We start from the raw sequence: 11,938 nt of genomic DNA, 5'->3' as shown, positions 1-11,938 counted from the left end.
AACTTCTCATTTTTCAATTTCAAAACCGGTTACCCTTCACAAATCACTGCTTGTTTTATTCCTTGCCTCCATAAACTCTTTTTAATTCCTCTTCCTTCATGTTGAACGAATGGATTTCTTCAGGAAATTGTTTGGTTCGCACATCTGCTGCATAGGCCTGAATGGATTCTGATATAGAAGCATCTAGTTTTTGATAAGACTTCACAAACTTGGCCACACGTTCAACACCGTAGCCTAAAATATCATGGTAAACGAGAACTTGAGCATCCACATTCAAGCCAGCTCCGATCCCGATTACAGGTATAGTCAAGAACTTGGCAACCTTTTCAGCCAGCTGCTTCGGCACGCATTCCAACAATAAAGCAAAGGCACCGGCAGCTTCGCACTTTCTCGCATCTTCCAGAAGACGTTGAGCAGATCGGGCATCTTTCCCCTGCACTTTATAGCCACCTAAGACACCGACAGACTGCGGCGTCAGGCCCAAATGGGCACAGACAGGAATTCCGGCTCTCGTCAATGCAGCAATATGTTCGATAACCTCACCGGCTCCTTCCTGTTTTACAGCATGGGCACCGGCTTCTTGGACCAATTGGCCGGCATGGATTAAGGTGTCCTTCACCGTAAGGTGATAACTTAGAAAGGGCATGTCCGCCATAATAAATGTGTTCTTTGCCCCTCGTTTAACTGCTTTAGTATGATGAATCATATCTTCAAGCGTAACCGGGACGGTGGAATCGTAACCCAGTACCACCATCCCGAGAGAATCGCCAACCAAAATGATATCTACGCTACCCTGTTCTGCGTGCTTAGCAGAAGGATAATCATAGGCAGTCAGCACAACGATTTTTTCTTCGCGCTGCTTCATGTTTATAAAATCCACGGTTTGCTTCATGAATATTCTCCTGAAAATGAAGTATTGAAGTTAGGAAGCAAGTTCTTTCTTGGGTAATAGATAAGTCATTATAACGGCCAAAACCAGAAGAAAAATAGCCGCGTAAAATGCGCTGGAATAGCTGTTATTATGAGAATATAGTAACCCTGGAATATACGACCCTAAAGCTGAACCTACCTGATGCCCCAAAAATAACCATCCAATAATAAATCCTACCCGATGTTTGTTGAAATGCTTGGTAACCAGCAGTTGAGTAGGCGCTACTGTTGCAAAATCGACTAATCCAAATACTGCCGCGAATATAAGCAGCAATACCGGTTCGTGACTGACCAGTAAAAGAATTAAAGACAGACTGCGAACACTATAAAAGAAAATCAGCATTCGACGACTGCTCCAGCGATCGGCCAAATATCCTGACAGTATGATGCCGGCAATGTTAAAAGCGGCTAAGATACTGACCGCACTCCCGGTGACTTGAGTTGAGAACCCATGGTCATGTGCGAAAGGAATCAAGTGGGTATCCATTAATCCCGTAGTTGTAAAACCGCAGATGACGAATGGCATAATAATGAACCAAAACTTATAAACGGCAAAAACACTCCATAGGGAAGAATTTTTGTTTTCAGCTACGGTATCGCCTTGTTCATTGACGCCGCCATACGGCGAAAGATTTTTATCAGCAGGTTGATTTCGTAATAAAAAAACAACCACCGGCACGACTAAAAGCAATAAAAACAATCCCAGTACGACAACCGTCCCTCGCCAGCCCATAACTTGAATGAGCAAAAGAGAGCCCGGAACCATGATCATTTGCCCGACTCCGAAACCCGCTTCCACGATCCCCAAAGCAAAACCGCGCTTAGCTGTAAACCATTTCGTCACGATTGCTGCAGCTGCTACATTGGAAGCTCCCCCTACGCCTAAGGAAACAAAGAAACCATACAATAAAAATAACTGCCATGATTGCTGAGTCATAGCAGTCAATATGACGCTTACTCCAACTAAAGCCGTGCTCCCTATCACAATCATTCTCGCGCCGTATCGATCGATTAGTCGTCCCACAACAGGTTGAGAAAGGCCATACACGATAAAACTGACGGTCGAAATCAAAGAAGTCATACTTCGGTCCAGGGAAAATTCGTTCTCCCATGGAATAATAAATGCGCCAAAAGCCAATCGCACGCCTTGGACAGCAAACAGCGCAAAGAACGTGGCAAATAGTACAATCCATCCATAATGCAATTTCATTTCAGGATACTCCTCTACTCAATACATACGAATAAAAAAAGGTCTGAACTGCTATTTTAGTTCGTTCAGGTTTTTTTATAGGTGATCGAGATGCAGTTCAGATGTAGCATAGAGAACTGCTGTACCGCCCATCACGACTCTGTCGCCTTCCAGACGACAATACAAAGTGCCTCCTCTAGGGGACGCCTGCCGAGCCACCAATTCGTTCTTCCCTAATCGTCCTGCCCAGAATGGAATCAAATTACAATGAGCCGAACCGCATACCGGATCTTCGTTGACATTAAGTTTTGGGAAAAAGCTTCGCGAGACAAAGTCGAACTGACTGCCTTGAGATGTCACATTGACCCCTAGCCCATCCGGCAGCTGTTTAAGCTTCGAAAAATCCGGGGTTAACTGACGAACTTGATCCTCGTTTTCTAATAGAAACATCAGATCACGACCTAAATAGGTTTCTATAGGAGTGACTCCGAGCGCATCGACCATATCCTGAGTCAAAGCAAAAGATTCCGGAAGCCGATTCGGGAAATCCAATTCAAACAGATTTTGTTTTTTCAAAACAGTCAGGATCCCGCTTAACGTATGAAAAACAAACCTGTTGCTGTTTGGCTCATAAAACTGGGCGAGAATAAAAGCAGTAGACAAAGTCCCATGTCCACATAGCTCAATCTCTGCTGCCGGTGTGAACCATCTTAACCGATAATCTTCACCTTCTTTAACAGCGAATGCCGTTTCAGAAAGATTATTTTCGGTTGCGATGCTTTGCATCGTTGCTTCCGGAAGCCATTCTTCCAAAATACATACGCCCGCAGGGTTCCCTTCGAATACCTTTTCCGCAAAAGCATCTACTACATAGTATCTCATCCTTCTCCTCCTTTTTTCGCTAATAACACTTAAAGTGTTATGTTATGATGAAACAATGTAGACATTATAAAGGACTTATATGTATAACAATCAACTAGATGATATAACACTTGAGGTGGTTTCGTATGCACATCTATATTCAGCGAAACAATGGGATTTCAATTACTCGGCAAATTGTGCTGGCCGTGATTGATCAAATTTTATCCGGTTTCCTGCAGGAAGGTGAAAAATTGCCTTCTGTTCGAGTACTCTCCAAGCAGCTTAATGTCAGTTTATTAACAGTAGTCAAAGCATATCGCGAATTAGAGCAGCAAAATTTTCTTTATTCCGTACAAGGCAGCGGGACATTTGTCCGTAAAAAAAACAATGATATTGAGACTGCCTGCATCGAAGAACCATTAACTCAGGACTGGCAATTGTCGGTTCCGGATTATTTACCGCGCTCCCAACTCGCTCAATTTCATCATGTGCCGCAAAAAATTCACTTGGCTTCTTCCATGGTCGATCCCGAATTGCTTCCTAACCAACATTTGAAAACGGCGTTTGAACACTTGATTCAAGAAGATGGAACCTTTTTATCGCGATACGGTCATACTCAGGGCGATCAACAACTTAGGCTCGCTATGCAGCAATATTTAAGCGGTCTAGGCGTTTACACGCAAATTGAAAATTTGTTGGTCACGAACGGTTCGCAGCAAGGAATTGACTTAATTGCTCGAACATTCGTAGGTCCTGGGGACGTTGTGATTCTTGAAGCTCCGACATATCCCGGAGCTATCGATATTTTCCGAAATCGAGGCGTTACGATTCTAACCGTTCCTCTCGACCAAGAAGGAATGCGTTTGGATATTTTGCAGCAATTATTTGATAAACATCATCCTAAACTTATTTATACGATTCCGAATTTTCATAATCCGACCGGTGTCTTAATGAGCCATAAGCGAAGAAGGAAACTTCTGGAAATGGCGCAAAATACACAAACACTTATTATCGAAGACGATCCTTGGGGCGAAATCTATTATGATCAGCACCCCCCTGCTCCAATTAAAAGCATGGATGAATATGGACATGTTATTTATTTAAAAGGATTGAGTAAAATATTGGCACCCGGCTGTAGGATCGGCGTTTTATCGGCTTCAGGTTCTATTTTCAAGCGAGTGTTAGCTGCAAAAGCTAACGCGGATTTAGGTACTCCATTGGTGACTCAAAAAATACTGCTTCCTTTTCTCGAGCCTTCGATTGTAGAAAGTCATATGCAAAACTTAAGAACGACACTGAAAATAAGACGCGATTTAGCGCTTGAAATTCTGTCAGAGCGCTGCCCGAAAGAAGTGTCTTGGATGGTGCCACAAGGAGGACTTAATCTGTGGCTTAGCTTTCCGGAATGGGTACAATCGCATCTTGTTCTAGCAGAAGCCAATAAAAAGGGAATTTCCTTTTTGCCGGGATCCTCCTGCTTCTCTGTTGAACATGAGAATCATCATATCCGATTAAGTTTTTCGTTCGTCAGTCAGGAATTGCTTCGTGAAGGCATAACGACGTTATGCGAAATTTTAGCGGGCATCATTTTAAGTAGAAAAAACTCGCATTCCTCTCCTTATTTTTAAATATCCTTGGGCCGCCTCGAAAAGAAAACACAAAGAAGACTGCCTGAAGCTTACTTCAGCAGTCTTCTTTTATGATCCCACCTATCGGTTTTGTCATGCATCCATAAATCCGGTTTTATCGGCTTCGGTAATAGCTCGAATCACTCGGCAGGGATTACCGGCAGCTATAACATTAGCCGGGATGTTTTTAGTTACGACACTCCCGGAACCAATGATCGAATTGCTACCGATTGAGACTCCAGGATTAATATGAACACCGGCGCCGATCCATACATCGTCTCCTATGGTTACTGGTTTCGCATAACAACCACCATTTCTGCGTTCAACGGCATCTGTTGCATGATTCGCGCAATAGATTCCAACTCGAGGCCCGAACAAAACATCATTACCAATCATAACTTCCGCGCAATCCAAAATCACGCAATCATAATTTGCGAAAAAGTGATTGCCAATCGTAATGTTGAACCCAAATTCACAGCGAAAATCATTCGCAAAATGGACGTCTTCTCCGCATTTCTCTAGCAGCTTGTCTAAGATTTCTTTTCTTTCCTGCTTATCATCGCTGTTATTGTACAGCTTGGTTAATTTAGACGCTTTGTGTCTTGCAGCACTACACGCCTCCGAATAATCGTTGTACATTTCTCCGCTTCTCAATTGCTCTTTTAAAGTCACTCAAGCACTCCCTTTCGTCTGACTTTATACCTAACATTCTTTTTATTATCTAATATTATATGACTTATAATAACTTATATAAAAATAAGGATCAAGTTGCCAAATCTACCACACAACTCGATTCGAGTTAACAATTTAATGTATAATTGGTAAAAACAAGTTAAAGTCAATGCAGCATGGAACAACTTCATCGGTCTCTAACATTACCGGTTTAAGCGTGGCGACTTGCGGAAACGTCATCAAATCTCTTGTACAAACCGGAGAAATCATTGAAGTAGAAATGGTTGAATCTCACGGTGGCCGGCCAGACGTTATAAGTACAATGCCAACCATTCGTATGTTATCTGCTTATATGTGAAAACAGAAGGAGGCCTCCATTCTCTTACGTACAGGATCGTCAACCTTCTGGGCGAGAGTAACGCAAAATTATGATGAAGATCAAACATGCGCGATCGTGACCTTTCCTAAAGATAATTTCCCTGGTTCGGGTTTCATTGTCGACGGATATCTTTTAAAAGGAAACACGGAATAATGCAACCCCAGTTGGTACTTTTATATAGCCTAATGGCGGCAGAGAATGTGAATTTTCATAATATATCCGCGTTGACGACCCGATTGTGTTAGTAAGCCAATAAAGCTTCGGCAATTATGTGCCTTCCAGCATGACGGATCGTTATGATGCGTTTGTTCATCTCGACCGGACCATCTCCCTTCAGCCACTGCCTATCCTTCATCCGGTTGCAACGGATGCTTTATTTTCAGAGTAACAGCTCGCAAGAACCGTCTGTGGGATACAAGGTAGCTGGGTATAGTTTACCGTCAGGCTCCGGATTATAATTATATGACTGGCTCCAATATAAAACAGCGGCAGGCTCGGACTTTATTTTTATCAGTCTGAGCCTGCCGCTGTTTTATTGAACTAACGTGTCCCTTTAATTCAATAAACACTTCCTGATTTTTGGTGAAAAGCGTTAATCTTCTTTTGATGGGCGGTACGTCAATTCAACTGCTCCGAATGTAAGGTCTTGGTATAGACATGCTTAAGAGACATCGTGTTGATGTTATCTGTAAACAAACGCTTTTCACTCATCCGCCGCTTCCAAGCACCAAGATGTTTCTTCCGGGTTGCTCTTAAGGTTCAAAACTTCTTATCACCTCATTATAATACTTTGATTCAAGAGATACCCAATCTATTCACGGATGGTTCTCACCTGTGACAAAACTGTCGGATGCTAGTTGCTAGTTCTTCCGCATGAGTAAGGACAAGCATATGATCAGCTCCTTTGATTTCGGCAAACCTAATCGCAGGTACACGCTTGAAGTGCTCGGCGATATTATACATATCCGGCCATTCTATGGTTCCTTGTATAAATAACGTACTCGTTTGGTTTTATGCTTAGTAATTGAGTTGAAGATACATATTTCCTGTCTTGATGATTAATACAAGTAAATCACGTTTACAAAGGAAAAAAGACAGGCAGAAGATTATAAATTCACTAACAATTTAGGGTAAACATAACCTAATTGAAACCGCCCATCCAATAACCGGATGGGCGGTTTTTACATACTACTTTCCTGCTCCTTTATCACCTGCTCAATCCCCAACAGAATCAGCTTCAAGCCGAACTCAAACGCCCCGTCGGTTCCCATCAGATTGAACAGCCCGTTCGTGAACATCCTCCGAAACAGTCCCACATCCGTCTCGCTCATGGAGTCCAGAAGGCGAATCATCTCCTCACCCGGATGCGCTTTCTGGTCCTTAAAGATAGCGGAGACATTGCGCTCATGCTGATAATCGTCTAGAACGAAATAGAAGACATAGTTCACAAGCGTAGTAACCACTTGCATTTTCTGCTCTTGCTCAAGCGGCGTCGATTCCACGCAGAGCAGCATACGGTTGGTGAACCGGATGATGTCCGGTTCGTGGGGCAGCGTCATCATCATGAGCTGCGTGGAGCAGGGATATCGGCTGAGCACGCTCCGTACCGTTACCGCAAGCCCCGTCAGCTGCTCCTTCCATTCCCCCTCGGAGTGGAACTCTTCCAGAATCATTTTCGATACCTGGTTGGCCAGACGCTGGTAGAGATGCTGTTTGCTCTTGAAGTACCAGTACAGAGAGGGAGCCTGAATCCCTAACCTGTCGGCCAATCGTCTCATGCTTAATTTCTCGATGCCCTCCTCTCCAAGAAGCTCCCACGAGGTTTCCAAAATCTTATCCTCCGAAATCTGAGGTTGCTGCTTTTTCATGTCATCCGCCCTTTTATCTAACAGTGTAAGTTTATGCTTTACAGGTTCATTGGTTCATGATACCATCTAACACTGTAAGGTACAACCTAACAGTGTTAGACTGAAAGGCAAAATAAATAAAGAAAGTAGTGATCCGCATGGATGCAGAAAACCTCCATTACTTTGAAAAAGCACCGGTCGCAAAAGCCGTAGCTCACTTCGCTATACCAATGATGCTAGGCACGTCAATGAGTGTCATTTATTCCATCTTAAATGCCTATTTCCTTGGTACACTGGGCAATACTGCTATGTTAACCGCACTCGCACTAACCTTGCCGTTATTCGCGATCATTATGGCGCTAGGCAACTTGATAGGCATGGGTAGTGGCACATTCATCTCCCGTTTGCTGGGAGAGAAAAAATATGACGATGTGAAGCATGTGTCTTCATTCGCCTTTTACAGCAGTTTAGTTCTCGGTCTTATCGTAATGGCGGTCGGTCTCCCGTTGATCAATCCAATCGTTCATGGCCTGGGAGCAACGTCTGGCTCCTTCGGATTCACGAAGGACTATGTCACGATTATGCTTATTGGCTCACCATTCGTCGTATTATTCTTCACACTGGAGAATATCGTGCGTTCGGAGGGTGCAGCAATCACGTCGATGATCGGTATGATTCTCAGTGTTGTTATAAATATTATTCTCGACGCGTTAGTCATCTTCGTGCTCCATTGGGATGTGATCGGCGTTGCGTCTGCTACGGTCATTTCTAACTTGGTTGCGAGTGCATTCTACGCCTTCCATATGGGATATAAGAGCCAATTCTTAACCGTCTCCGTAAAATGGTTCAAGACTACCAAGGACATTCTGAGCAATGTATTCAAAATCGGAGTTCCCGTCTTTATTATGAGTATCTTTTTGGGTGCAATGTCGCTCATCTTTAACCATTTTCTTGTCGAATACGGGGATCAGGCCGTAGCGGCTTACGGAATTTCATCACGTTTATTGCAATTTCCTGAGTTTATTCTGATGGGCTTATGCGAGGGAGTCGTGCCGTTGATTGCCTTCTCTTTCACAGCGAATAAATTACGCATGAAGAACACCATTGGATTTACGATCAAAGTGATTGTGGCGTTAGCAGTCGTATTCGGCATTATCGTCTATTTGATTTCCGACCACTTAATTGGTTTATTTACAAATGACTCGCAATTAATTGGAATGGGCAGCTACATTCTACATGTGACGTTCCTATCCTTGTTCATTACAGGAATGACCACATTGTTTACCGGGATCTTCCAAGCATCAGCGCAAGGAACTGCCGCGTTTATTATGTCAATTATTCAAGGGATTACTCTGATTCCTGTGTTGTTTATCGCCAATCAAATGAACGGCTTCCACGGGGTGGTCTGGTCGCTTGTCATTGCGGATGCGGTCGCATTCCTTGTTGGTGCCATCATGTTGTATGTTTTGCGGACCAAATTGCAGCCAGAATTGGATAAGTTAGTACAGTAGAAAACATATAACACCCAAGAAGGCAGGATAAGGACACTCCCCGATCCTGCCTTTTTTAGGTACGTGGACGGGGAATAAGGGCAATTGTCATTTAAAAAAGGAAAATGCCCCCTACCTGCACGATCTTGCTTATTCAGCGCCCCCATCGCCACACTCATCGGAAAGTTCTTACCTCTGAAGATCATCGTTCCCAGCGCAAACTTCGAAACGAGCAAACCCGTGCCTCCTAATCCCTTATATTTCACTTTTCAAACCCTGTTCTAAATTCAAATATTGTTTCCCGTTAGTTGAATCATTTCTGTGATTGATCCACCTTGTAGATTCTTCTGGTAAGCGCCTCGTCATCATCTGTCCATGATATTTGGAGCTGTTTGCGGGTTTTTGAGTGCAGGCAGTAGAATGCCATCGATTAGCGCTGTGAAGAAAGGCTTGTCGAACGGTTTGCGCTGGATGAGTCCGCGAAAGGAAGCCATTGAAGTAATGACCTGGCAAGCCATCTCAATGTCCGCGTGAGCGGGAATTTCACCGCGGACGACGGCTCGGTTCATAAGCTCGCGGTTCACAACAACCCATGGCTCGAAAATCCCGGCTGTTCCTGCTTCGGCAAATTCCGGATGCTGCAAAAAGGAGCCTAGACCCGCTAAGACTCGAAATTTTCGTTCTTCTTCCGCGATCGATTGCGGCTTCAAAAGCACGAGGAGATCTTCGCGCAAGGTTCCTGTATCAGGCAAGCTTTCGAGCTCAAGATGATTTCGATTCATCCAGGCCAAGGCGTTTCGGACTAACTCCGCCTTGGAAGACCAGCGGCGGTAAACCGTCGCCTTCCCAGCCTTTGCTCGAGCCGCGACCATGTCCATTGTCATACCATCGAAACTCGTATCGGCGAGGATGTCGATTGTCGCCTCAAGGATTTTATCATCCCGCGTGTGATCTCGCTTGCGGCCCAATGTTTGCACAGGCTTTTCAGCCACACGGCGTTCCGCTCGATGCAAGGGATCTGAACAAGTCCGTTAATAGGATCACAGGTCAACCTCAAATGGTGCTCCAACGCAACCTCCGCTGCATACTCAATCTGGTCGATACCCATATCAGACAGATCTGCCAGTGCAGCCGATGCCATAGAGCAAGCAGTGCCAACCTCCCCCTGGCAGCCGCATTTAGCACCGCTGATGGAGGCGTTCTGCTTGACCAGATTGCCAATGAGCCCGCCTACTGCCAGAGCCCGGGGGATCTGTTCGTCCGAGACATGCTTCTTTTGCTGCATATAAAGGAGCGCGGCCGGCATGACACCACTGGCCCCACAGGTCGGGGCCGTTACGATTGCACCGGCGGCGGCATTTTGTTCGCTGACCGCGAAAGCATATGCGCTGACAATCCTGTTTTCCCGCGTCTCCGGGCTCTCATCAATATGCCGCTGATTATAAAGAAATTGCGCCTTGCGTTCTCATGGAGACCGCCTTCCAGAATACCTGTGACTGAAAGCCCCTCGTTGACCGAATGCTTCATCGCTTCCCAAATCCCATAGAAAAAATCCCATATCTGTTTGCCTTCACACTGCTCGACGTAATCGCTTAGGCGGATATTGTTATCTTTACAAATTTTACTAATTTATACAAAACTATTCTCCCTATAGACATCGGGCGCCAGCATCTCCTCCCGTCCCTCAATAACGATGTCCCCGCCGCCGATACTTACAGCACGCATGGATGTTGTTTGCCGCCCGTCTTTGTAAGCAAAAAAATCAATGGTATTGGGATGGGGCAGAATAAAATCTGCGTGTGGAACAAATTCAATCTCCGTTGGAAATGGTGACAGTGCTTTAATAATGGCCTTGTCCGTCATATGGCCTTTGCCTGTTTTTGCAAGGGAACCATAAATCAATGCCTTGAATCGTTCGGCATCCTCATTTTCTGATTTGAAGATTCTGGCGGCTTTCTCCGGCCCCATTGTATGGGGGCTGAATGGTCCACTGCCAACCTTATAGAGTTCTGTCAAAGATTTCATAGCACCCTTACATCCTTTCTCAGTTTTCAGTTTTCTTTGGCATAAGATCTTCCTACTGCTTGACCAATATAAACGTTCGGCATCGTTTAAACTATCGCTCGTTCCTCTGAAAACGTTCCTTGATTTTCATCAGCCTCTCAAGAACACCCTCTTCATCAATGGCCATGTCATACAATTGGTGAGTAAGCTGGAGACCTTGATCGTTGGCAAGGGCTTTTTTCCATGTGTGCGACACAATCGAATGAGTAAGATGTCTTACAAAGCGAGGTGCCTGCATGATCATCTCTGCCAGTTCCCACGCACGTGGAAGAAGCTTTTCACGAGGCAGTACCTCACTAACCAGACCGAGGTCTAATGCCGCTTGTGCATTAATATTCATACCCGTGTATGCGCAAAATGCCGCTTTCTTGATTCCCAGTATATTTTGAAGTGCTAAGACGATTCCATCTCCAGGCGGTACACCGCCTAGGTAATGAGCATCGAAAAACTCTGTGCCTTCAGCACAAATGGTAATATCACAAAGCGTTCCCATTTGCCAGTGTGAGCCTGTACCATTGATCACCCCAATTGTGGGGATGTCGATGCAATAGATCATATTTTCAATCATTCTCAACGATTCATGATATAATTCCAGTTTCCGGTTATTCGGCCAATCCATGAATTTTGTTGTCCAGACTTCAGGATTGCCTATTTGCCACAAATCTCCTGTCCCTGTAAGGATCATCACCTCATTTTCAGGGTCACGGCCAACATCTGACCATACATTGCCATATGCAGTTTGGGTCGCCCAGTCAAATTGAAGAGGTCCCCCGCGAGTGTGCATACGCACTTCGAGTATGCCGTCACGGCGAGTCATGAAGAACAAGTCCTTGTACTTCTCCGAATATTTTTCGAATCTTGTAGGTCCCGCCATATCT

The 11,938-nt window shown here is 44.7% G+C and carries 11 protein-coding genes; 2 read left to right on the top strand and 9 right to left on the bottom strand.

Annotated features, from left to right (window positions below):
* Positions 1–55 precede the first annotated feature (55 nt).
* The 3 genes from panB to MKY24_RS05180 all read right to left on the bottom strand — a co-directional run bounded on the left by panB (position 56) and on the right by MKY24_RS05180 (position 3,001).
* The gene (gene panB / locus MKY24_RS05190) at positions 56–892 is read right to left on the bottom strand and encodes a 3-methyl-2-oxobutanoate hydroxymethyltransferase (RefSeq protein WP_339201518.1); all 837 of its coding nucleotides are present in this window, start codon (positions 890–892) and stop codon (positions 56–58) included.
* Between the two features lie 30 nt (positions 893–922).
* Positions 923–2,140: an MFS transporter gene (locus MKY24_RS05185; RefSeq protein ID WP_339201516.1), complete on the bottom strand. Its 1,218-nt coding sequence runs from the start codon at positions 2,138–2,140 to the stop codon at positions 923–925.
* Positions 2,141–2,215: 75 nt separating this feature from the next.
* On the bottom strand, positions 2,216–3,001 hold the full coding sequence (locus tag MKY24_RS05180; RefSeq protein ID WP_339201515.1) for a PhzF family phenazine biosynthesis protein: 786 nt from the start codon (positions 2,999–3,001) through the stop codon (positions 2,216–2,218).
* Positions 3,002–3,126: 125 nt separating this feature from the next.
* Here MKY24_RS05180 and MKY24_RS05175 point away from each other — a divergent pair, with 125 nt between their 5' ends.
* Entirely contained in the window at positions 3,127–4,608 is a 1,482-nt protein-coding gene (locus MKY24_RS05175) for a PLP-dependent aminotransferase family protein (RefSeq protein WP_339201514.1), read from the top strand.
* A gap of 93 nt (positions 4,609–4,701) precedes the next feature.
* On the opposite strand, the gene MKY24_RS05170 is transcribed toward MKY24_RS05175, so the two are convergent.
* Positions 4,702–5,280, bottom strand: coding sequence for a sugar O-acetyltransferase (locus MKY24_RS05170; RefSeq protein ID WP_023987231.1), 579 nt, complete (start codon positions 5,278–5,280; stop codon positions 4,702–4,704).
* A gap of 1,560 nt (positions 5,281–6,840) precedes the next feature.
* Entirely contained in the window at positions 6,841–7,527 is a 687-nt protein-coding gene (locus MKY24_RS05165) for a TetR family transcriptional regulator (protein ID WP_023987230.1), read from the bottom strand.
* Positions 7,528–7,664: 137 nt separating this feature from the next.
* Between MKY24_RS05165 and MKY24_RS05160 the strand changes: the two genes are divergently transcribed.
* Complete coding sequence (locus MKY24_RS05160) at positions 7,665–9,017, top strand: MATE family efflux transporter (RefSeq protein ID WP_339201513.1); 1,353 nt, start codon at positions 7,665–7,667, stop codon at positions 9,015–9,017.
* Between the two features lie 344 nt (positions 9,018–9,361).
* On the opposite strand, the gene MKY24_RS05155 is transcribed toward MKY24_RS05160, so the two are convergent.
* The 4 genes from MKY24_RS05155 to MKY24_RS05140 form a co-directional block, all read right to left on the bottom strand.
* Positions 9,362–9,880 carry a TetR/AcrR family transcriptional regulator gene (locus MKY24_RS05155; protein ID WP_196773809.1) on the bottom strand — a complete coding sequence of 173 codons (519 nt, stop codon included), beginning with the start codon at positions 9,878–9,880 and terminating at the stop codon, positions 9,362–9,364.
* On the bottom strand, positions 9,877–10,338 hold the full coding sequence (locus MKY24_RS05150) for an L-serine ammonia-lyase, iron-sulfur-dependent, subunit alpha (RefSeq protein WP_231118758.1): 462 nt from the start codon (positions 10,336–10,338) through the stop codon (positions 9,877–9,879). Before MKY24_RS05150 ends, MKY24_RS05155 begins: the two co-directional genes overlap by 4 nt.
* A gap of 287 nt (positions 10,339–10,625) precedes the next feature.
* The gene (locus MKY24_RS05145; protein WP_023987224.1) at positions 10,626–11,021 is read right to left on the bottom strand and encodes a serine dehydratase beta chain; all 396 of its coding nucleotides are present in this window, start codon (positions 11,019–11,021) and stop codon (positions 10,626–10,628) included.
* 91 nt (positions 11,022–11,112) lie between these two features.
* Complete coding sequence (locus tag MKY24_RS05140; RefSeq protein WP_023987223.1) at positions 11,113–11,934, bottom strand: enoyl-CoA hydratase/isomerase family protein; 822 nt, start codon at positions 11,932–11,934, stop codon at positions 11,113–11,115.
* Positions 11,935–11,938: the final 4 nt, after the last annotated feature.

Origin of the sequence: Paenibacillus sp. FSL P2-0322, assembly GCF_037975315.1 — a bacterium.
Classification (GTDB): domain Bacteria; phylum Bacillota; class Bacilli; order Paenibacillales; family Paenibacillaceae; genus Paenibacillus; species Paenibacillus polymyxa_B.
Note: the sequence above shows the minus strand (reverse complement) of the source record. Positions and strands in the feature narration are given on the sequence as shown.